Here is a 25,749-nt window from a genome sequence, read left to right as displayed (position 1 = left end):
TTGGCGGCGGCGGGTTCTTCGCCGTACAGTCGCGCCGCCATCATGCGGGGCAGCGAGACGCATCATGATCGACCGGCGCGCCGCGGGCGCCATTCTCACCATCGACCTGGACGCACTGGCGTCCAACTGGCGCCGGCTGGCCGACCGGCTGGCGCCGTCGGGCACCGAATGCGCCGGCGTGGTCAAGGCGGACGGCTACGGCCTGGGTGTCGCGCCGGTGGCGCGCACCCTGCACGCTGCCGGCTGCCGCACCTTCTTCGTCGCCCAAATTTCCGAAGGCATTGCCCTGCGGGCGGCGCTGGCCGAGCGTCCGGCCGCCGTCTTCGTGCTGTGCGGCCTGCTGCCCGGCACCGCCGACCTGTTCGCCGCCCACCGTCTGGCGCCCGCCCTGTCGACGCCGGAGCAGATCGCCGAGTGGCGGGGGCTTTCGGCCGAGCTGCGCGCCGCCCTGCCGGCGCCGGCCCTGCACCTCGACACCGGCATGCGCCGCCTCGGCCTGACGGCGGCGGAGGCCGAGTCCCTGCTGGCCGACCCGACGGCGCTGGCCGACATCGCCCCGGCGACCGTAATGACGCACCTGGCCTGCGCCGACGAGCCGGAGCATCCGCTCAACGCCGAGCAGTATGACCTCTTCGCCCGCCTGCACGCCGCACTGCCCGGCGTGCGCGGGTCGTGGGCCAATTCCTCGGGCGTGTTCCTCGACGGTGCCGCGGCCTTCGAGCAGGCGCGACCGGGCGTCGCCCTCTACGGCGTCAACCCGACGCCCCACCTGCCCAACCCCATGGCGCCGGTGGTGCGGCTGGAGGCGCCGATCCTGCAGGTGCGCCGAATCGACGCCGCGGAGTCGGTCGGATACGGCGCCAGCCACGTCATGGCGGCCGGCTCGCGCGTCGCGACGGTGGGCGTCGGCTACGCCGACGGCTTCTCCCGCGCGCTGAGCAACCGTGGGTACGGCGTTCTGGCGGGAACGCGCGTGCCCATCGTCGGGCGGGTGTCCATGGACCTCACCACGCTCGACGTCACCCGCGTCCCCGCATCCGAGGCGCGTCCCGGCGCCATGATCCAGCTCATCGGACCCGACATGCCGATCGACGAGGTCGCGGCCCACGCCGGCACCATCGCCTACGAACTGCTGACCCAGCTCGGCCGCCGCTACCACCGGGTCTACGTCGGCGGGCCGGAGGGCGCGGCGGCATGAACCTGAACTTCCTCGCCATCATCGGCCGCATGGTGCTGTCGTTCCTGCGCCACGCGGGGCGGCTGAGCACCTTCACGGTGGTGTCGCTGCTGCACTGCTTCACGCCGCCGTTCTTCCTGCGCAACATCGGCCGGCAGATGGTGGAGATCGGCTATTACTCGCTGCCGGTGGTGGGGCTGACGGCCATCTTCTCGGGCATGGTGCTGGCCCTGCAGAGCCACACCGGCTTCGCCCGCTTCTCGGCGGAAGGGGCGGTGGCGACGGTCGTCGTGCTGTCCATGACGCGCGAACTCGGCCCCGTGCTGGCGGGCCTGATGGTGGCAGGGCGCATCGGCGCCTCCATGGCCGCCGAGATCGGCACCATGCGCGTCACCGAGCAGATCGACGCCCTGACGACGCTCGAGACCAATCCCTACAAGTACCTGGTGGCGCCGCGCCTGTGGGCGGCGACGCTCATGCTGCCGCTGCTGGTACTGGTGGCCGACGTGATCGGCGTGTTCGGCGGCTATCTGGTCGGCACCTACAAGCTCGGCTTCAACCCGACCAACTACGTCAAGCGCACGCTCGACTACCTGGAATTCGTCGACGTCTTCTCGGGCCTCGTGAAGGCGGCGGTGTTCGGCTTCCTCATCGCCCTCATCGGCTGCTACAACGGCTACATGAGCAAGGGCGGCGCCCAGGGCGTCGGCCAGGCGACGCGCAACGCCGTGGTCGGCGCCTCCATCCTGATCCTGACCGCCAACTACATCATCACGGAGCTGTTCTTCAGCCGATGACCGACCAGCCGAAGATCCAGATCCGGGGCGTGTGCAAGAGCTTCGGCCCCAAGACGGTGCTCGACGGCGTCGACCTGGACGTCGGCACGGGCGAGTCCGTCGTCATCATCGGCGGCTCGGGCACGGGCAAGTCGGTGCTGCTGAAGTGCACCCTCGGGCTGCTGCACCCCGACGCCGGATCGGTGCGCATCGACGGCCAGGAAACGGCGCGCCTGTCCGGCAAGGACCGCGACCGGATGCTGCACAAGTTCGGCATGCTGTTCCAGGGCGCGGCGCTGTTCGACAGCCTGACGGTGTGGGAGAACGTGGCTTTCCGCCTCGTCCACGGCGACAAGATGCCGCGCCGCGACGCCCGTGAGGTGGCGGTCGAGAAGCTGCGCCAGGTGGGCCTGTCGCCCGACGTCGCCGACCTGGTGCCGGCGGAACTGTCGGGCGGCATGCAGAAGCGCGTCGGCCTCGCCCGCGCCATCGCCGCCGAACCCGAGATCATCTTCTTCGACGAGCCGACCACGGGCCTCGACCCCATCATGGCCGACGTCATCAACGACCTGATCGTCGATTGCCGCGAGCAGTTGGGCGCCACCACGCTGTCCATCACCCACGACATGGCCTCGGCGCGCAAGATCGCCGACCGCATCGCCATGATCTACCACGGCCGCATCATCTGGGTGGGCGACGCCCAGGCGGTGGAGGACAGCGGCAACCCCTACGTCGACCAGTTCGTCCACGGACGCGCCGAGGGCCCGATCAAGATGGAGCTGCGGCGTTAACCGAACAGCGCCGCCGCCAGCACGGCGGGCTTCACCGGCTTCATGTAGCGCTCGGCGGTCGCGAAGCGCGGCGGGATGTGGAAGGCGTCGTAGCCGGTGGTGAACAGGAACGGCACCCGCCGCTTCAGCAGCGCCTCGGCCACCGGAAACACCGGCTCGCCGCCCAGGTTGATGTCGAGCACGGCGCCGTCCAGGCGGGTGGTGCGCGCCACCAGTTCCAGGGCGGCGCCCACGGTCGGCGCCGGCCCGACGACCACCGCCCCGCGCGCCGCGAGGCCGTTGCACAGGTCGTCGGCGATGAGGAACTCGTCTTCCACCACCAGGATGCGGCGGCCGTCGAGGCTGCGAAGGGGGCGCGCCGTCATCCGGCCACCTCGCGGTTGTCCTTGAGGGTGAGCGGCAGGTCGATGCGGCAGCGCAGGCCCCGGTCGTCGAGGACGAACTCGGTACGGGCGCCGAGCGAGTAGGGCAGGGCGCGTTCGATGAGTCGACGGCCGTAGCCGCGGTGCCGGCTCGTCGCGGTGGCGGCGGGCAAGGGGGCGCCGCTTTCCGTCCAGTCGAGCACCACGCGATGCTCGCCGTCGTCGTCGCGGATGCGCCAGTGGACGTCGAGCCGCCCCGCCGGGCCGGACAGGGCGCCGTGCTTGCGGGCGTTGGTGGCCAGTTCGTGCAGCGCCAGCGACAGGGTCTGGACCGCCCGCTTGCGCAGGGGGACCTCCGGGCCGCCGCAGGCGATGCGGTCGCCGTCCAGGTCGGCGGCCAGGGCATCCAGTTCCAGGCGCACCAGGGCGCCGATGGTCACCGTTTCCGGGTCGCCCGCCGACAACAGCCCCTGCACCCGCGACAGCGCCGCCAGCCGGTCGGCGAAGTGGCTCTCGAAGCTCTCCAGCGAGTCGCTGAGGCCGACGGTCTGGGTGGCGATGGACTGCACGATGGCGAGCAGGTTGCGGGTGCGGTGCTGCAACTCCGCCACCATCACCCCCTGCTGGTCCTGCATGCGGCGCAGGTCGTCGATGTCCGTGCAGGTGCCGAGCCATTCGACGATGCCGCCGGCCTCGTCGAGGACCGGCGTGGCGCGCGTGCGGTACCACCGCCAGGCCCTGCCGTCGGGCGGGCCGATGCGGGCCTCCAGGGTGAAGCCGTGGCCCGCCTCGCCGGCACTGCGCCAGGCAGCCAGCGCCGTCTCGCGGTCGTCGGGGTGCACCGCCTGCAGCCATCCGTGGCCGTGGCTGTCGGCCTCGTCCAGGCCCGTCGCCTCGGTCCACTGCGGGCTCGCCCACGTCCAGTTGCCGGCGTCCACCGCCCGCCACACCAGTTGCGGGATCCCCTCGATGAGCGAGCGCAGGCGCCGCTCGCTCTCGCGCAGGCGGTGCCCGCGGTCGAGCAGGGCCGCCTCGGCGGCGCGGCGGGCGGCGATGTCGTGGAAGGTGCTGACGGCGAGCACCGGGTCGCCGTTGCTGTCGTGGACGCGGCCGGCGCTGACCTCGAACCAGGTTTCGCGGCCGTCGCCGCGGCGGTAGCGCATGATCTCGCGGTCCACCGTCTCGCCGCCGAGCACGGCGCGCGCCATGGGGTATTCCTCGGGTCCGTAGGCGGTGCCGTCGTCGTGCAGCGCGCCGTAGCAGGCGTAGCCGGCGGTGTCGGCGGCGGCCAGCATGGGATGGCCCAGCAGATCCACCGCCTTGGGATTGTGGTAGAGCAACGCGCCGCTCGGCAGGGCGGCGAGGGCGACGCCGAGCGGCATCTGCTCGAGCACGGCGCCGAGGCGCATGTCGCTCTCGCGGCGGTCGCGATCGCTGGCGACCCGGCGGGTCGTCTCCACCGCCACGTTCAGGACACCGGCGACGGCGCCCGTCTCGTCGCGCACGGGGCTGAAGGAGAAGTCGAAGAAGGCCTCCTCGGGTTCACCGTTGCGCAGCAGGACGAAGGGAAAGTCGGAGGCGGCGGTGCTGTGGCCCTGCCACACCTGATCGAGGGCCGGGGCGACGACGTCGGCCGCCTCGGCCCAGACGTCCAGGAACGGGCGGCCGAGGGCCTCTCGCTTGCGGCCGAGCAGGGGACGGTAGGCATCGTTGTAGACGCAGGTCAGCTCCGGCCCCCAGGCGAGGATCTGCGGAAACGGGACGACGAGGATGGTCTCCACCAGCGTCTTCAGGGCCTGCGGCCAGTCCGCCCTGGGGCCGAGCGGCGTCGTCGCCCACGGATGGGCGGCGATGCGGGCGGCCATGTCCTGGGCGTCCGTGGCGCCGGTGTCGTGCACGATGAGGGCTCCCTCGCTGCCTGCATGGGGCCGCCGCGGCACCCGCGGCGGGCCGGAACGGCGGCATCGTTCCAAAGGCTTCAACGTTTCCCCTTTCGTCACGGCCCGAAGGACCGGCAAAAAACTTTCACCCCTGCCTCTACCCCCGGAAGGCCGCCCGCCCTATAGTGTGGCGGCCTTTTCCGCCCCCGGGACCCGACCACGCGCAGCCATGGCCAAAGCCGCCGCCTCCCGTTTCGTCTGCCAGTCGTGCGGCTCCGTCTTCGCCAAGTGGGCGGGGCGGTGCGACGGCTGCGGCGAGTGGAACACCATCGTCGAGGAAGCGGCGCCCGAGGCGCTGCCCAAGGGCGCCACCGGTGGCCGCGGCGGCCGCAAGCTCGACTTCGTCCCCTTGCGCGGCGAGACCGCCGCCCCGCCGCGCCGGCGCACCAACATCGGCGAACTGGACCGCGTGTGCGGCGGCGGCCTGGTGCCCGGCTCCGCCCTGCTGGTCGGCGGCGACCCCGGCATCGGCAAGTCCACCCTGCTGTTGCAGGCGACCGCGGCGCTCGCCCGCTCCATGCGCTGCGCCTACATCTCGGGCGAAGAGGCGGTGGACCAGGTGCGCCTGCGCGCCGCCCGCCTCGGCCTCGACGACGCGCCGGTGGAGCTGGCGGCGGCGACCTCGGTGCGCGACATCGTGGCGACGCTCGAGGCCGACCCGCCCGAGGTAGCGGTCATCGATTCCATCCAGACCATGTTCCTGGATACGCTCGACAGCGCGCCGGGCACCGTCGCCCAGGTGCGGGCCTGCAGCCACGAGCTGATCCGCCTGGCCAAGCGCAAGGGCTTCGCCCTGTTCCTGGTCGGCCACGTCACCAAGGAAGGCACCATCGCCGGCCCGCGCGTCATGGAGCACATGGTCGACACGGTGCTCTATTTCGAGGGCGAGCGCGGCCACCAGTTCCGCATCCTGCGCGCCGTGAAGAACCGCTTCGGCGCGACCGACGAGATCGGCGTCTTCGAGATGACCGACCGCGGCCTCGCAGAGGTGCTCAACCCTTCCGCCCTCTTCCTGGCCGAGCGGCGCGGCAACGTCTCGGGCTCCTGCGTTTTCGCCGGGCTGGAAGGCTCGCGCCCCGTGCTGGTGGAGATCCAGGCGCTGGTGGCGCCGTCGGGCTTCTCGACGCCGCGCCGCGCCGTGGTGGGGTGGGATTCGGGTCGCCTCGCCATGGTGCTGGCGGTGCTGGAGGCCCGGTGCGGCCTTGCCCTCGGCGGCAACGACGTGTATTTGAACGTCGCCGGTGGCCTGCGGGTCGCCGAGCCCGCGGCCGACCTGGCGGTGGCGGCGGCGCTGATCTCCTCGGCGACCAATCAGCCGGTGGCCGCCGACATGGCGGTGTTCGGCGAGATCGGCCTGTCGGGCGAGGTGCGCGCCGTGGCGCAGGCGGATGTCCGCCTCAAGGAAGCCGCCAAGCTGGGCTTCGCCGAGGCGCTGGTGCCGCGCCGCCCGCCCAAGCCGGCGGCCGGCGGACGCGACAAGGGCCGGCCGCCGCCGGCGATCGAAGGCCTGCAGGTGCGCGAACTGGGTCACCTGCAGGATCTGGTGGCCATGTTCCCGCCGCTGCCGAAGCGCGACGGGTGAGAGTTTACTGATCGGCCTGCGGGCCCCGGGGATCCTATGGACGGACTGCCGTTGAACGTGCTGGACCTCATCGTCCTCGTGGTGCTGCTCCTGTCGGCGGTGCTCGCCTTCTTCCGCGGCTTCGTTCACGAGACGCTGGGCATCGCCGCCTGGGTCGGCGCCGGTTTCGCCGCCCTCTACGGCCTGCCCGTGATCCAGGCCAAGGTGCGCGAGCTGATCCCCGTGTCCTGGGCCGCCGACGCGACCGCCGCCGTCGCCATCTTCCTGGTCACGCTGCTGATCCTGTCCATCATCACCCGCAGCATCGCCAAGCGGGTGCAGGACAGCTCGCTCGGGTCGCTCGACCGCTCCCTCGGCGTGCTGTTCGGGCTGGCGCGGGGTGCGTTCCTGGTCGGACTGGCCTATATCGTGCTGGCGTGGCTGATCCCGCCGGCCGACCAGCCGGACTGGATCCGCAACGCCCGCGGCCTGCCGCTCATCGAGCAGTCGGCGGCCATGATCCGCTCCGCCGTGCCGGCCGAACTCGGCATCGCCGATACCGCCGACCAGGGCAAGCGCACCGCCGAGGAAGCCATCGAGCTGAAGCGCACCTTCGACAACCTGACCCAGCCGCAGGTGCGCCAGCCGGACCCCGCGCCGGCCCCGGTGCCCGCGGCAGTGACCCCGGCCCCCGCGCCCGCGCCCGCTCCGGCCCCCGCGCCGCAGCCGCAGCCGGTGGTGCAGGCCGCGCCCGCCCCGGCGCCGGCCCCCGCTCCGGCGGCGGTGCCCGTGCCGGTGCCGCCGCCCGCCGCCAAGCAGGCGGCCCCGGCCCCCGCCGCGCCGGCCAAGCCGCCGGTGGGCTATGCCGACGACGAGCGCCAGACGCTCGACCGTCTGTTCGAAACGACCCAGTGACCCGCGTCCGTCCCGACGCATCGCCTGTGCAGGAGCTTCGGCGTTCGATGCTGACCACCAACCCCTTCGACCTCGCCCCGGCCCATCTCCGCGACGAGGACGACGACGACAAGCCGAAGGAGGAATGCGGCGTCGTCGGCATTTTCGGCGACCCGGACGCGGCGAGCCACGCGGTGCTCGGGCTGCACGCCCTGCAGCACCGCGGGCAGGAGGCGGCGGGCGTGGTGTCGTGCGACGGCTTCTCGTTCCACAGCCATCGCGGTCTCGGCCACGTGTCGGAGAACTTCAAGTCGGAAGAGGTGATGAACCGCCTCGCCGGCCCCATGGCCATCGGCCACAACCGCTATTCCACGTCGGGTGACAAGGCGCTGCGCAACGTGCAGCCGTTCTACGCCGACCTCGCCTTCGGCGGCCTCGGCCTGTGCCACAACGGCAACCTGACCAACGCCGTCACCCTGCGCCGCCAGCTGGTGCAGAAGGGCTGCATCTTCTCCTCGACATCCGACACGGAAGTGGTGCTGCAGCTGGTCGCCCGCTCCGACTACCTGGCGGTGGAGGACCGGCTGGTCGACGCCCTGCGCAAGGTGGAAGGCGCCTACTCGCTGATCGCCATGACGACGAACACCATGTACGGCATCCGCGACCCGTACGGCATCCGCCCGCTGGTGCTCGGCCATCTGGACGGCGCCCACATCCTGGCGTCGGAAAGCTGCGCGCTCGACATCATGGGCGCCGAGTACGTGCGCGACGTGGAACCGGGCGAGCTGGTGGTCATCGACCGCGACGGCGTGCGCAGCGTGAAGCCCTTCGTGCCGGTGCAGAGCCGCTTCTGCATCTTCGAATACATCTACTTCGCCCGCCCCGATTCGGTGGTGGAGGGCACCAGCGTCTATCACGTGCGCAAGCGCATCGGCGAGGAACTGGCGCGCGAGAGCGCCGTGCCGGCCGACGTGATCGTGCCGGTGCCCGACAGCGGCGTGCCGGCGGCGCTCGGCTTCGCGGCGGAATCGGGGGTGCCCTTCGAGTTCGGCATCATCCGCAACCACTACGTCGGCCGCACCTTCATCCAGCCGACCCAGCGCACCCGCGACCTGGGCGTCAAGCGCAAGCACAACGCCAACCGCGCCTTCCTGGAAGGCAAGCGCGTCGTGCTGGTGGACGACAGCATCGTGCGCGGCACGACGTCGAAGAAGATCGTGCAGATGGTCCGTCAGGCCGGCGCGACGGAAGTGCACATGCGCATCAGCTCGCCACCGACCACGCACCCCTGCTTCTTCGGCATCGACACGCCCGACCGCGACAACCTGCTGGCCGCCCAGCACAATCTGGCGGAGATGGAGAAGCTGCTCGGCGTCGACAGCCTCGCCTTCATCTCCATCGACGGCCTCTACCGCGCCGTCGGGCAGGTGGGCCGCGAGCTCGGCAACCCCACCTTCTGCGACGCCTGCTTCACCGGCGACTACTTCCTGCCGCTGACGGATCGCAATGACACCGAGTGCACCTCGCAGCAGCTTAGCCTGCTCCGCGAGAAGCTCGCCTGATCGAGTAGCCAGGAAGACCCATGACCGAACGCTTGAAGGACCGCATCGCCCTCGTCACCGGCGCGTCGCGCGGCATCGGCCGCGCCGTGGCCCTGCGCCTCGCCGAGGAAGGCGCGACCGTGGTCGCCGTCGCCCGTACGCAAGGGGCGCTGGAGGAACTGGACGACGAGATCAAGGCCCGCACCGGCCGCAACGCCGTGCTGGTGGCCGAGGACCTGCGCCAGGGCGACAAGATCGACCAGGTGGGCGCCGCCCTCTACCAGCGCTTCGGGCGGCTCGATGTGCTGGTGGGCAATGCCGGCACGCTCGGCATGCTGGCCCCCATCGGCCACGTCGGCATCAAGCAGTTCGACGAGTGCATGGCCACCAACGTCACCGCCAACTGGCGCCTGATCCGCAGCATGGACCCGCTGCTGCGCGCGTCCGATGCCGGCCGGGCGGTGTTCGTCACCGACGGCGTGGCGCGCCGCGACGGGCATCCCTACTGGGGTCCCTATGCGGCCTCCAAGGCGGCGCTCGAAGTGATGGTGAAGACCTGGGCGCACGAAATCGAGAAGGTGTCCAAGGTGCGGGTCAACCTGATCGACCCGGTGCGCGTGCGCACCCGCCTGCGCACCTCCGCCTTCCCCGGCGAGAACCCGGAAACGGTGCCGCTGCCCGAAACGGTCACCGGCGCCTTCGTCGACCTGCTGGTGCCCGAGGTCGACTTCACCGGCCGCATCGTCACCCTGGGCGAAGACGTGGCGGCCGGCTGATCCGGCCTCACCGCCAGGCGGCGACGCGGCGGGCGACGGCGCGCACCGGCTCGGCGTCCTCGGTGACGCGGTCGACCACCTCGCCCTCCCACAGGTCGGCGGAGCCGCCGCGCGGGCGCAGGGTGAGCCGCAGGAACACCATGTCCTGCAGGTCGTCCAGGGCCGGCGGCGGGTCGCCGGCGTAGCGGGTGGCGTCGATGTCGAGCGCCAGGGTGTCGTCGGGTTCCTGGCGATAGGTGCCGAGGTAGTAGTAGGTGTCGTCGCCGCCGGTCAGGTGGCCGCGGTCGAGCGTCAGCGTCGCGCCGGTGGCATCGCCGGCGGCGTCCTGCTCGACGCGGACGATCCAGAATCCTTCCACCGGCATGGCGGCCTCTTGCGACAGCATGTCCCTGCTTTCGGTCTGGCGTGCCGCGCGGGTCATTTCAATGCTCCCCCCCTTTTGATCTCGGCGCATTCTACCCTGATGTTCGCAGCGGAAACCACGGTTTGCGCCGTATCAAAAGGAGAATACACTCAATCCAAAGTGTTGGAGGCAAGTATGCGGCGTGCGGCGCCGGGTCGCGTCGCTTCTACAAGTCCGCTGAATTGCCGCGTTTACGTACAATCGCAACGGGCACCGCCAGTCGTTGCTCTTTGCGACATTGGGCCAGACGTGTAAACAGGGGTATAACCCACTCGGAAGGCTGCCATGGCGTCGACCACCGACCAGCAGATCGCGAACCTGTCGGCAGCCATGCTCGCCATGGCCGGCGAGCTGCGCGGCATCGTGAAGCAATCGGTGCAGGAAGCGGTGCGCGAGGAGATCGCGCGTCTGGTGGAAAGCGGCGCCCTGATCCCGGCCGGCGCGGTCGCCGCCGCGGCCCCCGCTCCGGCGCCCGAACCGCCGCCGCCGGCCCCGCCCGAGCCGCAGCCCGACGCCGAGCCGGTGGTGGACGACGACCACGCCCGCCTGCTCATGGCCGACAACTTCGACCTCATCCGCCTCAGCCTCGCCGAGCTGGTGGAGCGCCTGGACCTGACGCGCGACTACGTCGCCGGCCTCGCCCCCGCCGCCGGCGAGCAGGACCAGATCACCACCACCACCACCGAGCTGAACGCCGTCATCAACGCGACGGAGACGGCCACCAACCAGATCCTCGAAACCGCCGAGGCCATCCAGCTGGCGCTGGACGAGAACGCCGACCGGCTGGGTGTCGAGCTCTACCAGGCGCTCGGCTCGCACGTCATCGACCTGATGACCGCCTGCGGCTTCCAGGACATCACCGGGCAGCGCATCGCCGCCTCCATGCACACCCTGCTGCACCTGGACGCCGAGCTGCGCCGCCTGGTGGAACTGTGGGAGATCGAGGAAGGCCGCGCGCGGTCGGAGATCATCCGCAACCGCCCCGGCGACACGCGCGAGGACAAACACCTCCTCCACGGCCCCCAGCACGAGGGCATGGGCATGTCGCAGGACGACATCGACAACATGATGAAGTTCTGAGGGAGGGGGGCGATCAGCCCCCCACGGCGCCGCCTGGATGCAGGCCGGGCGCTTCCTGCCCCGTGCTCTCCACGTATTCCGTGTAGCCGCCGCCGAACTGGTGGACGCCGTCGGCCGTCAGTTCCAGCACGCGGTTGGACAGCGCCGCCAGGAAGTGGCGGTCGTGCGAGACGAACAGCATGGTGCCCTCGAAATCCGCCAGGGCGGCGACCAGCATTTCCTTGGTGGCCATGTCCAGGTGGTTGGTCGGTTCGTCCAGCACCAGGAAGTTGGGCGGGTCGAACAGCATCTTGGCCATGACCAGCCGCGCCTTCTCGCCGCCCGACAGCACCCGGCAGGGCTTTTCCACATCGTCGCCCGAGAAGCCGAAGCAGCCCGCCAGCGTGCGCAGGGCGCCCTGGCCGGCCTGCGGGAACGAGCCGTCGAGCGACTCGAAGATGGTCTCGTCGCCGTCCAGCAGGTCCATGGAGTGCTGCGCGAAATAGCCCATGCGCACGGCGCTGCCGATGGTGACCGAGCCCTGGTCGGGCGTCTCGCTGCCCGCCACCAGCTTCAGCAGCGTCGACTTACCGGCGCCGTTGGCCCCCAGCACGCACCAGCGTTCCTTGCGGCGGACGCGGAAGTCCAGCCCGGCGTAGATCGACCGGCTGCCGTAGCCCTTGTGGACGTCCTTGAAGGTCGCCACGTCCTCGCCCGAGCGGGGCGGGGAGCGGAACTCGAACTGCACGGCCTGGCGGCGGCGCGGCGGCTCCACCCGCTCGATCTTGTCGAGCTTCTTCACGCGGCTCTGCACCTGGGCGGCGTGGGAGGCGCGGGCCTTGAACCGCTCGATGAACTTCACTTCCTTGGCGAGCATGGCCTGCTGGCGCTCGTACTGCGCCTGGCGCTGGGCCTCGCCCAGGGCACGCTGCTTCTCGTAGAAGTCGTAGTCGCCCGAGTAGGTGATCAGCGTGCCGCCGTCGATCTCCACCACCTTGCCGATGATGCGGTTCATGAACTCGCGGTCGTGCGAGGTCATCAGCAGGGCGCCGTCGTAGTCCTTCAGGAAGGACTCGAGCCAGATCAGGCTTTCCAGGTCCAGGTGGTTGCTCGGCTCGTCCAGCAGCATGCCGTCGGGGCGCATGAGCAGGATGCGGGCGAGCGCCACGCGCATCTTCCAGCCGCCGGACAGCAGGCCGACGTCGGCGTCCATGCGCTCCTGGCTGAAGCTGAGGCCGGCCAGAACCTCGCGCGCCCGCGCGTCCAGGGCATAGCCGTCCAGTTCCTCGAAGCGCGACTGCACCTCGCCGTAGCGCTCGATGATCTCGTCCATGGCGTCGGCCTGGTCGGGGTCGACCATGGCCGCCTCGAGCTGCGCCATCTCGGTCGCCAGCGCGCTCACCGGGCCGACGCCGTCCATCACCGCCGCGACGGCGCTCTGGCCCGACATCTCGCCGACGTCCTGGCTGAAGTAGCCGATGGTCATGCCGGGGTCGATGGTGACCAGCCCGTCGTCGGGCGCTTCCTGGCCTGCGATCATGCGGAACAGGGTGGTCTTGCCGGCGCCGTTCGGCCCGACCAGTCCCACCTTCTCCCCCTTCTGGATGCCCATCGACGCGTCGATGAACAGAACCTGATGGCCGTTCTGCTTGCTGATGTTGTCGAGACGAATCATGGAGTCCGTAGGGGAAGAAGGAAGGGAAGGGGAGCCGGTGTGGCTCCCGTCACTCCCACTCGATGGTGCCGGGGGGCTTGCTGGTGACGTCGTAGACCACCCGGTTGACGCCGCGCACCTCGTTGATGATGCGGTTGGCGGTGCGGCCGAGGAAGCCGTGGTCGAAGGGGTAGTAGTCGGCCGTCATGCCGTCGGTGGAGGTCACCGCGCGCAGGGCCAGCGCATAGTCATAGGTGCGGTCGTCGCCCATGACGCCGACCGTCTTCACCGGCAGCAGCACGGCGAAAGCCTGCCAGATGGCGTCGTAGAGGCCGGCGTTGCGGATCTCTTCGAGATAGATGGTGTCGGCCTTGCGCAGGATGTCCAGCTTCTCGCGGGTGATCTCCTGGCCCGGAATGCGGATGGCGAGGCCGGGGCCGGGGAAGGGGTGGCGGCCGACCATTTCGTCGGGCAGGCCCAGCTCGCGGCCGAGCGCCCGGACTTCGTCCTTGAACAGCTCGCGCAGCGGCTCGACGAGCTTCATGTTCATGCGCTCAGGCAGGCCGCCGACGTTGTGGTGGCTCTTGATGGTGACCGAGGGGCCGCCGGCGAAGCTGACACTCTCGATCACGTCGGGGTAGAGCGTGCCCTGGGCCAGGAAGTCGGCACCGCCGACCTTCTTGGCTTCCGCCTCGAACACGTCGATGAAGGTGGCGCCGATGATCTTGCGCTTTTCCTCGGGGTCGGTCTTGCCGGCCAGCTTGCCGAGGAACAGGTCGGAGGCGTCGGAGTGCACCAGGTTGATGTTGAAGCGGTCGCGGAACACCTTCACCACCTGATCGGCCTCGCCGGCGCGCAGCAGGCCGTGGTCGACGAAGACGCAGACCAGCTGGTCGCCGATGGCCTCGTGGATGAGCGCCGCGGCGACCGAGCTGTCGACGCCGCCCGACAGGCCGCAAATCACCCGGCCGCTGCCCACCTGCTTGCGGATCGCCTCGATGGCCTGGTCGCGGAAGGCGGCCATGGTCCAGTCGCCGGAGCAGCCGCACACCTGATGGGTGAAGGCCTGGATGAGCTGGTGGCCGTGCGGCGTGTGCACCACTTCCGGGTGGAACTGCACGCCGTAGAAGCGGCGCGCCTCGTCGGCGATGAAGGCGAAGGGGGCGTTGTCCGACGTCGCGTAGACCTCGAAGCCTTCGGGCAGGCTGGCGACGCGGTCGCCGTGGCTCATCCACACCTGTTCGCGGGCGCCGGGCTGCCAGACGCCTTCGAACAGGCTGCAGTCCTTCTTCACGTCGAGGAAGGCGCGGCCGAATTCCTTCATGTCGCTGGTTTCGACCTTGCCGCCCAGCTGCGCCACCATGGTCTGCTGGCCGTAGCAGATGCCGAGGACCGGCAGGCCCATCTCGAACAGGCCCTGCGGCGCCCGCGGGCTGACGTCCAGCGTCACCGAGGCCGGGCCGCCCGAGAGGATCACGCCCCGCGGGTCGAACTCGCGGATGCTCTCCACCGTCACCTTGTTGAAGGGGTGGATCTCGCAGTAGACGCCGGTCTCGCGGACCCGGCGGGCGATGAGCTGCGTGACCTGCGAGCCGAAGTCGATGATGAGGATGCGATCGGTCATGGGCGTCCGTGTCCGACTAAAGGCAGTCCGGGGGCTGCTGGGGTGAGTTTGGGGCGGACCATACTCCAGACGCGCCCCGCCGCCCACCCCCATTTTCCACAGGTTCGGCCGGACCGCGACGGGTCGGAAAGGTCGCCGGTCGATGGAGTTTTGCCGTTGCGCACTCTACCATCCGGCGTATTCTTGAGGCGGGGAGTCGCCCAACGTGGGGCGACGCAAGATTGGGGTTAGACTCATGGCCAAGATCGATTATCCCGTAGTTCTTACGAAGAAGGACTGGGACAAGAAGAAGCCGCTCATCGCGAAAACGAAATCGACCGGTATCGGTGATCTTCTGAAGAATCTGGAGAAGTATCACGGTACCATTGCCTGGGGGGAATTCGATTTCACCAAGCATGGTGCGCTGGCTTCCATCGACGGTGCCCGCGACATCGCGAAGAAGTCATACGGCAGTGTGAAGAACATCGCCCGCGCCTGCAAGGACGTGGCGAGCCTCGCCAATTCCTGGGCGGCCAAGTTCAGCAAGGACAAGCTGATCCCGAAATCCGCGGCGCAAGCCTGCAAGGCCATCGCCGATGCGGCCGACGACTACGGCAAGCAGGCCCTGGCGTTCGAGCAGCTCGCCGAGGCCGAGTACGCGACCGAGCGCAAGAAAATCGAAAACACCGTTCGCTCCGCCCTCAAGCCGATTCTGAGCAAGGGCGTGCAGAAGGTGGACCTGTTCCTCAGCGACATCGCCACCTTCAAGAGCAGTCCGACCAAGCAGAACCTGCTCAAGCTGGCGACAGGCGACGGCGGCGCCCGCGGCTACTGCACCCAGTGCAAGAACTGGGACCAGATCCTGAAGGACTTCCCCGAGATCCGCGATCCGGTGTTCAAGGGCAAGGCCATGGACACCTATTTCCCGCCGGTGCGCGAATACGGCGCCAACCATGCTCCCAACAAGTGGGAGGAAATGCTCCAGGACCAGATGCAGAAGCGCGGTCAGACGGAGGACGAGGCCCTGCAGATGCACGCCAACTTCCTCGCCAAGCAGGTGCCCGAGATCAAGAAGTTCAAGGGACACCTCCTGGACGTCCTGAAGGTCATCGGCTGAGGCCGCAGACCACCCGCCGGGCCGACGGACCGCCGTCAGCCCGGCGGCACCACCAGCACGTCGCAGGGGGCGAGGTCGAGGATACGCTCGGCCGTGCCGCCGAGCAGCGCCCGCATGGGCCGGTTGCCGGCGGCACTGCCCACCGCCACCAGATCGGCGGCGAAGCGGTCGGCGAGGGCGCGCAGGGCGTCCGCCACGTCGTCGCCCGGCTGCACCAGCAGGGCGGGACGCCGGCCGGTCGCCGCTTCCACGTCCGCCAGCGCCGGTGCGAGGTGCGCCGGCCAGGCCGGTCGCGGCTCGGCGGCGAAAGCCGTGCCTGCGAGGCCGTCGAGCGGCGCCGGCACGTCGTCCACATGCACCGCCTGCACGGTGGCCTGCGGCCAGCAGCGCGCGGCGGCCGCCAGCGCCCGCCCGGCCGCCCGCGAGTCGTCCACCGCCGCCAGGATGTGGCGATAAGGGCCGCGATAGGCGCCCTTGGCGACCAGCACCGGGCAATGGCCGCTGCGCATCACCCGTTCCGCCGTGGTGCCGAAGACGATGCCGCGGAACGGATGCTCGCGGTGCATGCCCAGCACCACCAGGCCGGCGCCGCGCTGTTCCGCCTGCTCGACGATGGCGGCGACGTCGACGCCGGCCATCACCGTCACCGTCCAGGCGACCTCGGCGGCGGCGGGCAGGGCGGCCACCTGTTCGGCCAGCAGCCGCTCCGCCTGCGGGATCAGGGCGGCGCGCAGGGAGGCCGGCAGATCCTCGTCCACCACATGAAGAACGGCGAGCCGCGCCCCGAAGGCGGCGGCGAGGTCGACGGCGCGGGCCAGTGCCCGGTCGCCGCGCGGCGACATGTCGGTGGCGACCAGGATGGCGGCGGGCAGGGTGTCATGCATGGCGGGCAACTCGCAGGTCGTCGGGGTCGGCATGCACCGCGGGCGCGGCGCCGGAGTCGTGGCTGGTGATGATTTCCACCGCCTTGTGGGCGGCGTCGGCGAAGGGCAGCAGCACTACGTCGGCGCCGGCCTTGCGCAGCGGCGTCACGTCGTGGGCGCGGTGGGCGGTGACGGCGATGCGGCCGCGGAAGCCGCCGTCGCGCAGGCCGCGCACCAGGATCTCGGCGGGATCGGCCCCCACCGTGCCGCCGCGTTGGGCGGGCACGGCGGTGATCACCCACTGGTCCTCGCGCAACGACAGGCTGGCCGGGAAGTCGGGGTCGGAGGCGTCGCCATACAGCGCCGCATGGCCCTGCTGGCGCCACAGGCGCACGGCTTCGGGGTCGAAGTCGACGCCGAGCACCGACAGGCCGCGCTGGCGCAGCTCGCGGGCGATGTTGGTGCCGTAGCGGCCGAGTCCGAACAGGATGACGTCGGCGCGGCCGGGGGCGGCGGCGTCCTCGGCGCCGATCTCGCGGTGGGGCACACGGCGCTCGAACAGGCCGAGCATCCACTCCAGGCGCGGATAGATCTGGTGCGAGTAGAGGATCATGTAGGTCGACAGGCCGATGGTCACCACGCCCACCAGCGTCACCAGCCCCACATCCTCCACCGCCACGTGGCCGAGCGTCAGCCCCATGGCCATGAAGATGAGCGAGAACTCGCTGATCTGGGCCACCGTCAGCCCGGCCAGGAAGCCGGTGCGCTTGCGGTAGCCCATGATCCCCATGATCGCCAGCACGATGAGCGGGTTGCCGATCAGCACGAAGAGCGACAGCACGATGGCCGGCCCGATCTGGCTCTGCACCGTGCTCAGGTCCATGTGGGAGCCGAGCGAGATGAAGAAGAACAGCAGCATGAAGTCGCGCAGGGCGTTCAGCCGCGACGCCACCACCTCGCGGTAGCTGGTGGAGGCGAGCGCCACGCCCGCCAGGAAGGCCCCCAGCTCCATGCTGAAGCCGAGCATCTGGGCGCCCGAGGCGAAGGCGACCGACAGCCCGACCGCCAGCAGCACCATCAGCTCCTGCGAGGTGGCGACGCGGTCGAGCAGCGGCTGGGCGGCGTAGCGGATGAACAGCGCGACGGCGGCGATCATGGCCGCGCCCTTCAGCACCACGGCGCCGATGGCCAGCGCGATGCCGCCCGCCCCGGCCTCCGCCGTGCCGGCGCCGAGGGCGGAAACCACCACCATCACCAGCACCACGACGATGTCCTGCACGATGAGGAAACCGAGCGCCACGCGGCCGTGCAGGGCGTCGATCTCGCCTTTGTCGGACAGCAGCTTGACGATGATGATGGTGGACGAGAACGTGATGGCGACGGCGACATAGAGGCTCGCCAGCGGCGTCAGCCCGAGGGTTAGGCAGATGAAGTAGCCGAAGACGGAGGTGAAGATAACCTGCCCGAGGCCGGTGGTCAGCGCCACGGCGCCCATGGTGCGGATCAGGTGGACGTCGAGCTTCAGGCCGACGATGAACAACAGGATGGCGATGCCGAACTGCGCCAGCACCTCCACATGCGCATCCGCCGTCACCAGCCCCAGCGCCGACGGCCCGGCCAGGATGCCGGCGGCGATGAACGACACGATGAGCGGCTGCTTGAGCAACAACCCGATGCCGCCGACCGCCGTGGCGAACAGCAGCACGACCGACAATTCCTGAAACACCGTCTCCACGGCCGCGTCCCCCTCCTCACGCCGCGCGCTCCCTCTCCGCGCCCGGGTTGGTTCAAGTAAGTGCCTGCACGGGTTTTACCATAGCCGCCGTGCGGATGATCGGGCATTCCGGCGCTGCGAGAGAAAACCAGTGGACATGAGAGTTGCGTCCTCAGATGGCATTCACCCAGTGGAGATCCTATAGTATGTGCCCCTTTTCGATTCGCCCATCAGGGGACCAAGATGCGTCTATATCCGCAACCGCTCAACATCGCCGATGATGAAGGATTCGTGCGAGAGAAAGATCTTTTCGGCCGCGCAGAGTACGGAGCGAAGCTTGCGTCCTTTGTAAAAGCGGTTGAAGGGTCGGCCACCGTCATCCTCGACGGGGATTGGGGAAGTGGAAAGACGACCTTCATCAAGATGTGGATGGGCCTTCTCAGGAAGGAGAGCATCCCATGCGTGTACATCGACGCATTCTCCATAGATCATACAGATAGCGCCCTTCTCGCGATCACCGCGGAGGTCCTGGATGCCCTTGAAGAGATGGCCGAGGCTTCCGGTGCTCAGGTGGAGGAAGGGCGACTCCGGCACAAGCTCATCAACATAGCGGCGCTTCTCGGGCCTTCGGTAGCCCGTGCCGGGTTGCGTTTGGCAACCGCGGGGTTGGTGGATCTAGAAGCCTTCTCGGGCATTTCCGATAGGCTGAAATCTGCGACTACGGAGGTGCTGAGTGAAGTCCCAGACGGCCATGTCGACATACTTGAGGCATACCGGGCCAGAAAGAAGGCGGTGGCGGCATTCAGGAGTAGCTTTACCGCGTACGCCAAGTCTGTATCCCAAGCTCGTGACGATGCGAAGCTGGTTATTGTAATTGACGAGCTTGACAGATGTCGCCCTTCCTTTGCCCTGGAAGTGATCGAATCTATTAAGCATTACTTCGACGTCGAGGGCGTTGTCTTCATTCTGGCTATGCAGATTTCGCAGATGGAAGCGTCGGTTCGGCTCGCCAATGGGAACGTTGACGCCAAGCGCTACTTGGAGAAGTTCTATCACCTCGTGGCGCGCTTACCGGCTAGAATGCACGAATATCGTCATGATGAGGTAAGAAAATACGTGAGCTTTTTGATGGCGAAGATGGTCGTTTCTGTTCCAACGGATCACGCAAAATTATCAGAAATATTAAGCAATGTTGCGCACCTCAGGAAAATGTCTTTTAGATCTCTTGAAAGGGTAGTGGCCAGCATCGCTTTGGCCGGACTCGGCAATATAGGTCGCGATGTTTACCAGGATATAGTTGTTATCTGTGCAATAATCCGGCATGAGGATTCTGATTTTTTCCGGAAGATCCAATCTGGTTCTGCTTCTTCAGAAGACTTGCTAGAATTTTTGTCCGTAAGGCGGTGGGCATCGAGAAATGGAGAAATTAGTTATTACGCAAAATATTACGAGAACCTAATTCGTGCTCTTTGGTGCCCGAGTGGTAGCGCGGACAATCGTGAGGTTGACTTGATTGTGCAAGAGCTAGGTCGCCGCAGCGACGTCTCAGGTCCGTTTCGTTGGGCGGCAAGCCAATTGGACGGCCTTTCCTCTATCGGGAACTAGCCACCCGCCCCACCGCCTTGTCCCAGCCCTCCAGGTTTCGGCGGCGGGTGTCGGCGGCCATGGCGGGGGTGAAGCGGGCGTCCAGGCGCCAGCGGCGGGCGACGTCGGCGAGGTCGGCGAAGACGCCCGCCTGCAGGCCCGCCAGGAAGGCGGCGCCGAGGGCCGTCGTCTCGGTGACCGCCGGCCGGTCGACGGGGACGTCGAGGGTGTCGGCGAGGAACTGCATCAGCCAGCCGTTCACCGCCATGCCGCCGTCCACTCGCAGGGTCTGCGGCCGCATGCCGTCCTGCGCCATGGCCTCGAACAGGTCGCGGGTCTGGTAGGCGACCGCCTCCAGAGTCGCCCGCACGATCTCCGCCCGGCCGGTGTCGCGGGTGAGGCCCGACAGCGCCCCGCGCGCCTCCGGCACCCAGTGCGGCGCACCCAGGCCGGTGAAGGCGGGCACCAGATAGACGCCGCGGTTGTCGGGCAGGCTGGCGGCGAGCGCCTCGGTCTCGGCGGCGCTGCGCACCAGGCCGAGCTTGTCGCGCAGCCACTGCACGGCGGCGCCGGAGACGAAGATGGAGCCTTCCACCGCATAGGTCGGCACCCCCTTCAGGCGCCAGCACACGGTGGTCAGCAGGCGGTTCTGCGAGAACAGCGGCGTGTCGCCGGTGTTGAGGATGACGAAGCAGCCGGTGCCGTAGGTGCTCTTGATGGTGCCGGGCTCGAAGCAGGCCTGGCCCATGGCGGCGGCCTGCTGGTCGCCGGCGACGCCGAGGATGGGCAGGGCGGTGCCGAAGACCTCGGGGTCGGTGGTGCCGAAGTCGGCGGCACTGTCCTTCACCTCCGGCAGCATGGCGCGCGGCACGCGGAACACCTCGCACAGGCCGTCGTCCCAGTCCTGGGTGCGGATGTTGAACAGGGCCGTGCGGCAGGCGTTGGTGGCGTCCGTCGCGTGCACGCGGCCGCCGGTCATGCGCCAGATGAGGAAGCTGTCGACGGTGCCGAAGCACAGGTCGCCCTGCTGCGCCCGCAGCCGCGCGCCGTCCACGTGGTCGAGGATCCAGGCGGCCTTGGTGGCGGAGAAATAGGGGTCGACGATGAGGCCGGAACGCGCCGTCACCTCCGCCTCCACACCCGTCTCGCGCAAGCCCCGGCACAGCTCGGCGGTGCGGCGGTCCTGCCAGACGATGGCGTTGTGCAGCGGCTTGCCGGTGCGGCGATCCCACACCACGGTGGTCTCGCGCTGGTTGGTGAGGCCGATGGCGCCCACCCGGTCGCCCGCCCGCTCCAGCACCTCGCGCACGCAGGCGACGGTGGAGGTCCAGATGTCCTCGGGGTCGTGCTCCACCCAGCCGGCGGCGGGGTAGTGCTGCGGGAACTCGCGCTGGGCCACGGCGACGGCGCGGCCGGTCTCGTCGAACACGATGGCGCGGCTCGACGTGGTGCCCTGGTCGATGGCGAGGATGTGCATGGCGGAACGGCCTCCCTGTGCTTTTGCCGCCAGCCTACCACGGGTCAGCGCGGCGGTTCGCCCTCCTCGCGGGCATATAGGCGCGGGTGCCGATGGTGGCGGTGACGCCGTGCACGACCGCCGACAGCAGGACGGTGGCGGCCGTCGCGTGCCAGACGATCGCGGCGGCGCCCTCCTTGTGGCCGACCAGGGCGTAGAACAGGGCGGCGATGCCGACCGGCCCGAACCAGCTGACGAAGGCGCGGTCGCGGCGGCGCGGCGTCTGCGGCATGGCGCGGGTCAGCAGCCAGTAGCCCGGCGGCCGCCGCAGCAGGAGCAGGGCGGCGGCCAGGCCGAACAGCATCCAGCCGTCGCGCAGGAAGGCCTCCACCGGCAGGAAAGCGCCGGACAGCACGAAGACCGGCAGCTCGAAGAAGCGCTTGGCGGCTTCCTGGAACTGTTCATTCTCGTCGTCGGTATGACTGGTGGTGTGGGTGCGGAACACGGCGCCGGCGCAGAAGGCCGCCAGGATGCCGTCCGACCCCATGAGCTTGACGGCCGAGACGGCCACGAAGGCGAGCGCCAGCGTCATGGTCACCAGCGACGTCTCGCCGGTCAGGCCGAGCCGGCGGGCGCCGTTGGCCAGCCAGCTGGCGATCCAGCCGGCGGCCAGACCGACGGCGACGGCGGCCAGGATCTCCCACAGCCAGGTCTCCACGAGCCACAGCCGCAGGGCCTCTCCGGGTGGGTGGGCGAGCATCAGCAGCGGCAGCCAGACGAAGGCGTAGCCGAGCCCGTCGTTGGCCCCCGACTCGCCGGTGACGAGCGACCGCACGCCCTCTGGCAGCTTGCTCTCGGCCAGCCGGCCGGTGACGATGGAGCCGGCGAGTACCGGGTCGGTGGGCGTCACGATGGCGCCGATGAGCGCCGCCGTCCACCCCGGCACCCCCAGGATCAGCCACGCGAGCAGGGTCGAGACGCCCCACATGATCAGCATCCCCGGACCCAGCGCCAGGAGCGGGCCGAGGGCGGCGCGGGTGGTGAAGTAGCCGCGCGGCAGGCGGACGGCGGCGGTGACCACCGCGACGGCGATGGTCAGCCGCGCCACCTGCTCCAGCAGCGTATGCGGGTCGCCGAGCGCCTCCAGGCGCAGCCAGCCGAAGCCCCACGGGCCGACCGCGATGCCGGCGGCGATGGCGACCATGGGTTCCGACAGCGGCAGGGTGCTCTTGAACAGGCCCGACGTCAGTCCCAGCACCAGGACGACGCTCGTGGTGCACAGGATCGCGATGTGGAAGTCCGTCATGCCGTCCTCGGGTGGTGGTCGTCGGCGGGCTGCTGCCCGGTCAACGCACCCGCTGCGGCACCCGCTCACGAGGCCGAGAGGAGGGGGGCTTCTTGCAGGGGAAAGGTCAGCTCCGTCCACGATCCCGCGGCCGTGAAACCGGTGAGGACGGCGGCGTTCAACTGGCGGGTCATGGCCGCCACGATGTCGAGGCCGCTGCCGCGCTCCGTCCCCGCCGACAGGGGCGCCGCAGGGCCCGGCCCGTCGTCGGACACCCGCAGGCACAGCCGCCGGCCGTCGCGGGCGGGCAGCAGGGCGAGGGCGAGGTGGGGTGGCCGGCCGCCGCGCATGGCGTGCTTGGCGGCGTTGGTCACCAGCTCGGTCACCACGATGCCGAGGGGGATGGCCTGGTCGGCCGGCAGGCGCACCGGCGCGAGCGCGAGGTCGAAGGTGAGCAGGGCGCCGTCGGCGGTGGCGACCATGCTGTCGCGCACGCCCTCCACCAGCCGGTGCAGGAACACGTCGGCGGCGATGGTCACGCGGTCGCCCTGGCCGCGGTGCAGGGCGTGGTGCACCTCGGCGGTGGCGCGGATGCGGCTTTCCAGGGTGTCGAGCAGGGCGCGGCCGTCGGCGTCGTCCATGGCGCTGCGCTGCAGGCGCATCATGGCGAGCACCAGCGTGAAGCTGTTGGCGATGCGGTGGTTCATGTCGCGCACCAGCGCCCGCTGCATGTCCAGCGCCTGCGCCAGGGCATCGTGGGTGCGGTGGCGGTCGCTGACGTCGAGCTGCGAGCCGAAGTAGTAGAGCAGCCGCCCGTCCGCCCCGAACAGCGGGCTCAGCACCAGCTGGTTCCAGAACGGCGTGCCGTCCTTGCGATAGTTGAGCACGTCGACGCACTGCGGCTCGTGCGCCGCGATGGCGGCGCGGATGCGGGCGATGGTGTCGCGGTCGGTCAGCGGCCCCTGCAGGTAGCGGCAGTTGCGGCCGAGCACCTCGCCCTCGCTATAGCCGGTCATGTCGAGGAAGGCCTGGTTGACGAACACCAGCGGGCAGTCCGGCCGGTTGGGATCGGCCAGGGTCATGGGCTGGCTGGCGTCGCGCACGGCCCGCACGAAGGGATGGTCCAGAACGTCGGCGACCGCGCCGGCGGCGGCCGGGCGGTCGAGTACGAGCGGCGCCTCCGTCATGGCGGGGCCTCCTGCGGGGTGATCCGTTGGGATAAGTCCTACACCTCCGTATAGGGTAAGTCCGCATGCGATAAAAGTAGGGGCAGTACTGGACATAGGTGCAAATATATGACGTTTGAACTAATCGCGGGCCGCGGCCCGGCAGGTAACGCCGGCCCGTCGTCGCGGTCAGGTCTTGCTGCTTTCGGCGTCATGCTCGGGCGCCGCAGGGGCGCCCGCCCGGCGCACCACCGCCGCCGCCATCCGTTCAGGGGCGAGCATCGCCGCGCACCCGCGCCGGCGGGATGGCCGGATCGGGGGTGCCGGGGGCGCCGCAGCGGGCGCAGTGCAGACGATGGTAGGTGCCCGGGAAGTGGCGCGGCTGCAGGGCGGCCGCCGTCATCTCTTCGTCGGGCGCGAGGCAGTCGGCGCAGACGATGGCGCCGTCTTCGGACCGCTTGAACATCTGGGCCATCACGAGCCCCTCCGCCACGGTGACCGCCAAAGGCTGCCACGGGGGCGCCGCTGCTGCAACCGGTCGGATGCAGCAGCGGCGGGATGTTCAATCGACGTAGGGGTTCTTCGGCTTGCGGAAGTGCATGCGGATGGGCACGCCGTCCAGGCCGAAATCCTCGCGCAGGCCGTTGGCGAGGTAGCGGACGTAGGACTCGGGCAGGTCCTCGGGCCGCGAGCACGATACCGCGAAGGTCGGCGGCCGCGCCTTGGGCTGGGTCATGTAGCGCAGCTTGATGCGGCGCTTGGACTTGGACAGCGGCGGCGGATGCTTGCTGAGCGTGTGTTCCAGCCAGCGGTTCAGCGCCGAGGTGGAGACGCGGGTGTTCCACACGCGGTGGATCTTCAGCACCGCGTCCATCACCCGGTCGAGGCCCTGGCCCTTGATGGCCGACAGGGTGACCGTCGGGATGCCGCGCACCTGCGGCAGGCTCGACTCCAGGCGGTCCTTCAGGCGCTGGATGGAGGCCTGGCGGTCCTCGGCGGCGTCCCACTTGTTGACGGCGATGACCAGCGCGCGGCCTTCCTCCACCACCAGGCGGGCGATGGTCAGGTCCTGCTTGTCCATGACCATGTTGGCGTCGAGCATGAGGATGACCACTTCGGCCATGCGCACGGCGTTCAGCGTGTCGCCCACCGACAGGCGTTCCAGGCTTTCCTGGATGCGCGCCTTGCGGCGCAGGCCGGCGGTGTCCACCAGCTGGATGGCGCGGTCCTTGAAGGTCCAGTCGACCGAGATGGCGTCGCGCGTCACGCCGGCCTCGGGGCCGGTGAGCAGGCGTTCCTCGCCGATCAGGGCGTTGACGAAGGTGGACTTTCCGGTGTTCGGGCGGCCGACGATGGCGAGGCGCAGCGGCTTCGTCACGTCTTCTTCGGTGCGCACCGGCGGCAGCGACGGGTCTTCGTCGGCGCCCAGCGTCTCGTCGTCGAGGGCGGCCTGTTCCTCGGCCGTCAGCACCGGGGCTGCCGGCTCCTCGCCGAACAGGGTCTCGCCGTGATCGTCGGCGTACTGGCGGGCGAAGGGCAGCAGGGCTTCCAGCAGGTCGCCCATGCCGGTGCCGTGCTCGGCCGAGATGCCGACCGGCTCGCCCAGGCCGAAGGCATAGGCCTCCAGCAGGCCCGGCTCGCCGGCCTTGCCCTCGCACTTGTTGGCGACCACCACCACCGGCGTCGGCTGCTTGCGCAGCACGTCGGCGAAGTGTTCGTCCATGGGGGTCACGCCGGCGCGGGCGTCGATGAGGAACAGCACCACGTCGGCCTGCGCCAGCGAGCCGAGCGTCATGGCGCTCATGCGCGCGGCCAGGCTGTCGGGCTCGGCCTCTTCCAGGCCGGCGGTGTCGATGACCAGGAACTCGAGGCCGAGCAGGCTCGCCTTGCGCTCCTTGCGGTCACGGGTGACGCCAGGGAAATCGTGCACGATGGCTTCACGCCGGCCCACCAGCCGGTTGAACAGGGTGGACTTGCCGACGTTGGGCCGGCCGATGATGGCGACGGTGAACATAAGAAAGGGACTC

General features: G+C 69.6%; 22 protein-coding genes. 10 read left to right on the top strand and 12 right to left on the bottom strand.

Annotation, left to right across the window (positions count from 1 at the left end; translation table 11 throughout):
- The first annotated feature begins 64 nt into the window (after window positions 1-64).
- The 3 genes from alr to CRP50_RS13405 are packed head-to-tail and all read left to right on the top strand — an operon-like array spanning window position 65 to window position 2,744.
- Window positions 65-1,198 carry an alanine racemase gene (gene alr, locus CRP50_RS13415; RefSeq protein WP_097279677.1) on the top strand — a complete coding sequence of 378 codons (1,134 nt, stop codon included), beginning with the start codon at window positions 65-67 and terminating at the stop codon, window positions 1,196-1,198.
- On the top strand, window positions 1,195-1,974 hold the full coding sequence (locus tag CRP50_RS13410; RefSeq protein WP_176525157.1) for an MlaE family ABC transporter permease: 780 nt from the start codon (window positions 1,195-1,197) through the stop codon (window positions 1,972-1,974). The genes alr and CRP50_RS13410 overlap by 4 nt, the downstream gene beginning before the upstream one ends.
- Window positions 1,971-2,744, top strand: coding sequence for an ABC transporter ATP-binding protein (locus CRP50_RS13405; protein ID WP_097279676.1), 774 nt, complete (start codon window positions 1,971-1,973; stop codon window positions 2,742-2,744). Before CRP50_RS13410 ends, CRP50_RS13405 begins: the two co-directional genes overlap by 4 nt.
- Here the strand turns inward: CRP50_RS13405 and CRP50_RS13400 are convergent.
- Both CRP50_RS13400 and CRP50_RS13395 read right to left on the bottom strand, forming a co-directional pair.
- Window positions 2,741-3,109, bottom strand: coding sequence for a hypothetical protein (locus CRP50_RS13400; RefSeq protein WP_097279675.1), 369 nt, complete (start codon window positions 3,107-3,109; stop codon window positions 2,741-2,743). The genes CRP50_RS13405 and CRP50_RS13400 overlap by 4 nt on opposite strands.
- The gene (locus CRP50_RS13395) at window positions 3,106-5,004 is read right to left on the bottom strand and encodes a PAS domain-containing protein (protein ID WP_097279674.1); all 1,899 of its coding nucleotides are present in this window, start codon (window positions 5,002-5,004) and stop codon (window positions 3,106-3,108) included. Before CRP50_RS13395 ends, CRP50_RS13400 begins: the two co-directional genes overlap by 4 nt.
- Before the next feature lie 211 nt (window positions 5,005-5,215).
- Here CRP50_RS13395 and radA point away from each other — a divergent pair, with 211 nt between their 5' ends.
- The 4 genes from radA to CRP50_RS13375 are packed head-to-tail and all read left to right on the top strand — an operon-like array spanning window position 5,216 to window position 9,818.
- Window positions 5,216-6,628 carry a DNA repair protein RadA gene (gene radA / locus CRP50_RS13390; protein WP_097279673.1) on the top strand — a complete coding sequence of 471 codons (1,413 nt, stop codon included), beginning with the start codon at window positions 5,216-5,218 and terminating at the stop codon, window positions 6,626-6,628.
- Window positions 6,629-6,664: 36 nt separating this feature from the next.
- A complete protein-coding gene (locus tag CRP50_RS13385; protein ID WP_097279672.1) occupies window positions 6,665-7,522 on the top strand; it encodes a CvpA family protein in 858 nt (285 codons plus the stop codon).
- Window positions 7,523-7,569: 47 nt separating this feature from the next.
- Entirely contained in the window at window positions 7,570-9,063 is a 1,494-nt protein-coding gene (gene purF, locus CRP50_RS13380; RefSeq protein ID WP_097279671.1) for an amidophosphoribosyltransferase, read from the top strand.
- 20 nt (window positions 9,064-9,083) lie between these two features.
- Window positions 9,084-9,818, top strand: coding sequence for an SDR family NAD(P)-dependent oxidoreductase (locus CRP50_RS13375; protein WP_097279670.1), 735 nt, complete (start codon window positions 9,084-9,086; stop codon window positions 9,816-9,818).
- 7 nt (window positions 9,819-9,825) lie between these two features.
- On the opposite strand, the gene CRP50_RS13370 is transcribed toward CRP50_RS13375, so the two are convergent.
- Complete coding sequence (locus CRP50_RS13370) at window positions 9,826-10,239, bottom strand: hypothetical protein (RefSeq protein WP_097279669.1); 414 nt, start codon at window positions 10,237-10,239, stop codon at window positions 9,826-9,828.
- A 267-nt stretch (window positions 10,240-10,506) separates the two neighbouring features.
- Between CRP50_RS13370 and CRP50_RS13365 the strand changes: the two genes are divergently transcribed.
- The gene (locus tag CRP50_RS13365) at window positions 10,507-11,301 is read left to right on the top strand and encodes a chemotaxis protein (protein WP_097279668.1); all 795 of its coding nucleotides are present in this window, start codon (window positions 10,507-10,509) and stop codon (window positions 11,299-11,301) included.
- Window positions 11,302-11,314: 13 nt separating this feature from the next.
- On the opposite strand, the gene CRP50_RS13360 is transcribed toward CRP50_RS13365, so the two are convergent.
- Together CRP50_RS13360 and guaA are read right to left on the bottom strand one after the other, a co-directional pair.
- Entirely contained in the window at window positions 11,315-12,955 is a 1,641-nt protein-coding gene (locus tag CRP50_RS13360) for an ABC-F family ATP-binding cassette domain-containing protein (RefSeq protein ID WP_097279667.1), read from the bottom strand.
- A gap of 49 nt (window positions 12,956-13,004) precedes the next feature.
- The gene (guaA, locus tag CRP50_RS13355) at window positions 13,005-14,558 is read right to left on the bottom strand and encodes a glutamine-hydrolyzing GMP synthase (RefSeq protein WP_097279666.1); all 1,554 of its coding nucleotides are present in this window, start codon (window positions 14,556-14,558) and stop codon (window positions 13,005-13,007) included.
- Window positions 14,559-14,793: 235 nt separating this feature from the next.
- Here guaA and CRP50_RS13350 point away from each other — a divergent pair, with 235 nt between their 5' ends.
- Window positions 14,794-15,654, top strand: a complete 861-nt coding sequence (locus tag CRP50_RS13350; protein WP_097279665.1) for a hypothetical protein — start codon at window positions 14,794-14,796, stop codon at window positions 15,652-15,654.
- Between the two features lie 35 nt (window positions 15,655-15,689).
- Here CRP50_RS13350 and CRP50_RS13345 read toward each other — a convergent pair whose 3' ends face one another.
- Together CRP50_RS13345 and CRP50_RS13340 are read right to left on the bottom strand one after the other, a co-directional pair.
- On the bottom strand, window positions 15,690-16,538 hold the full coding sequence (locus tag CRP50_RS13345) for a universal stress protein (RefSeq protein WP_176525156.1): 849 nt from the start codon (window positions 16,536-16,538) through the stop codon (window positions 15,690-15,692).
- A complete protein-coding gene (locus tag CRP50_RS13340) occupies window positions 16,531-18,252 on the bottom strand; it encodes a cation:proton antiporter (RefSeq protein ID WP_097279663.1) in 1,722 nt (573 codons plus the stop codon). Before CRP50_RS13340 ends, CRP50_RS13345 begins: the two co-directional genes overlap by 8 nt.
- Window positions 18,253-18,474: 222 nt before the next feature.
- Between CRP50_RS13340 and CRP50_RS13335 the strand changes: the two genes are divergently transcribed.
- Window positions 18,475-19,836 (top strand): P-loop NTPase fold protein, encoded by a 1,362-nt coding sequence (locus CRP50_RS13335; RefSeq protein WP_097279662.1) that lies wholly within the window; start codon window positions 18,475-18,477, stop codon window positions 19,834-19,836.
- Here the strand turns inward: CRP50_RS13335 and glpK are convergent.
- From glpK to der, 5 genes are all read right to left on the bottom strand, one after another.
- Window positions 19,823-21,292, bottom strand: a complete 1,470-nt coding sequence (glpK, locus tag CRP50_RS13330; RefSeq protein ID WP_097279661.1) for a glycerol kinase GlpK — start codon at window positions 21,290-21,292, stop codon at window positions 19,823-19,825. The genes CRP50_RS13335 and glpK overlap by 14 nt on opposite strands.
- A 34-nt stretch (window positions 21,293-21,326) precedes the next feature.
- Window positions 21,327-22,577 carry a cation:proton antiporter gene (locus tag CRP50_RS13325; protein WP_097279660.1) on the bottom strand — a complete coding sequence of 417 codons (1,251 nt, stop codon included), beginning with the start codon at window positions 22,575-22,577 and terminating at the stop codon, window positions 21,327-21,329.
- Between the two features lie 65 nt (window positions 22,578-22,642).
- A complete protein-coding gene (locus tag CRP50_RS25580) occupies window positions 22,643-23,743 on the bottom strand; it encodes a PAS domain-containing protein (protein WP_176525155.1) in 1,101 nt (366 codons plus the stop codon).
- A gap of 247 nt (window positions 23,744-23,990) precedes the next feature.
- Entirely contained in the window at window positions 23,991-24,197 is a 207-nt protein-coding gene (locus tag CRP50_RS13315) for a hypothetical protein (protein ID WP_097279659.1), read from the bottom strand.
- An 87-nt stretch (window positions 24,198-24,284) separates the two neighbouring features.
- On the bottom strand, window positions 24,285-25,736 hold the full coding sequence (gene der, locus CRP50_RS13310; protein ID WP_097279658.1) for a ribosome biogenesis GTPase Der: 1,452 nt from the start codon (window positions 25,734-25,736) through the stop codon (window positions 24,285-24,287).
- Window positions 25,737-25,749 lie beyond the last annotated feature (13 nt).

It is taken from the genome of Caenispirillum bisanense, from assembly GCF_900230255.1.
Lineage (GTDB): Bacteria > Pseudomonadota > Alphaproteobacteria > Rhodospirillales > Rhodospirillaceae > Caenispirillum > Caenispirillum bisanense_A.
The sequence above is the reverse complement of the archived record's forward strand: the minus strand, read 5'-3'. Positions and strand labels throughout refer to the sequence as shown.

Excerpts from the sequence above, each read along its gene's own strand:
- CRP50_RS13345 (WP_176525156.1), bottom strand. The coding sequence starts at position 16,538 with ATGCATGACACCCTGCCCGCCGCCATCCTGGTCGCCACCGACATGTCG.
- CRP50_RS13335 (WP_097279662.1), top strand. The coding sequence starts at position 18,475 with ATGCGTCTATATCCGCAACCGCTCAACATCGCCGATGATGAAGGATTC.
- guaA (WP_097279666.1), bottom strand. The coding sequence starts at position 14,558 with ATGACCGATCGCATCCTCATCATCGACTTCGGCTCGCAGGTCACGCAG.
- CRP50_RS13400 (WP_097279675.1), bottom strand. The coding sequence starts at position 3,109 with ATGACGGCGCGCCCCCTTCGCAGCCTCGACGGCCGCCGCATCCTGGTG.
- glpK (WP_097279661.1), bottom strand. The coding sequence starts at position 21,292 with ATGCACATCCTCGCCATCGACCAGGGCACCACGTCGAGCCGCGCCATC.
- CRP50_RS13370 (WP_097279669.1), bottom strand. The coding sequence starts at position 10,239 with ATGACCCGCGCGGCACGCCAGACCGAAAGCAGGGACATGCTGTCGCAA.
- CRP50_RS13350 (WP_097279665.1), top strand. The coding sequence starts at position 14,794 with ATGGCCAAGATCGATTATCCCGTAGTTCTTACGAAGAAGGACTGGGAC.
- CRP50_RS13325 (WP_097279660.1), bottom strand. The coding sequence starts at position 22,577 with ATGACGGACTTCCACATCGCGATCCTGTGCACCACGAGCGTCGTCCTG.
- CRP50_RS13360 (WP_097279667.1), bottom strand. The coding sequence starts at position 12,955 with ATGATTCGTCTCGACAACATCAGCAAGCAGAACGGCCATCAGGTTCTG.
- der (WP_097279658.1), bottom strand. The coding sequence starts at position 25,736 with ATGTTCACCGTCGCCATCATCGGCCGGCCCAACGTCGGCAAGTCCACC.
- CRP50_RS13315 (WP_097279659.1), bottom strand. The coding sequence starts at position 24,197 with ATGGCCCAGATGTTCAAGCGGTCCGAAGACGGCGCCATCGTCTGCGCC.
- CRP50_RS13365 (WP_097279668.1), top strand. The coding sequence starts at position 10,507 with ATGGCGTCGACCACCGACCAGCAGATCGCGAACCTGTCGGCAGCCATG.
- CRP50_RS25580 (WP_176525155.1), bottom strand. The coding sequence starts at position 23,743 with ATGACGGAGGCGCCGCTCGTACTCGACCGCCCGGCCGCCGCCGGCGCG.
- CRP50_RS13375 (WP_097279670.1), top strand. The coding sequence starts at position 9,084 with ATGACCGAACGCTTGAAGGACCGCATCGCCCTCGTCACCGGCGCGTCG.
- alr (WP_097279677.1), top strand. The coding sequence starts at position 65 with ATGATCGACCGGCGCGCCGCGGGCGCCATTCTCACCATCGACCTGGAC.
- CRP50_RS13385 (WP_097279672.1), top strand. The coding sequence starts at position 6,665 with ATGGACGGACTGCCGTTGAACGTGCTGGACCTCATCGTCCTCGTGGTG.
- CRP50_RS13405 (WP_097279676.1), top strand. The coding sequence starts at position 1,971 with ATGACCGACCAGCCGAAGATCCAGATCCGGGGCGTGTGCAAGAGCTTC.
- purF (WP_097279671.1), top strand. The coding sequence starts at position 7,570 with ATGCTGACCACCAACCCCTTCGACCTCGCCCCGGCCCATCTCCGCGAC.
- radA (WP_097279673.1), top strand. The coding sequence starts at position 5,216 with ATGGCCAAAGCCGCCGCCTCCCGTTTCGTCTGCCAGTCGTGCGGCTCC.
- CRP50_RS13410 (WP_176525157.1), top strand. The coding sequence starts at position 1,195 with ATGAACCTGAACTTCCTCGCCATCATCGGCCGCATGGTGCTGTCGTTC.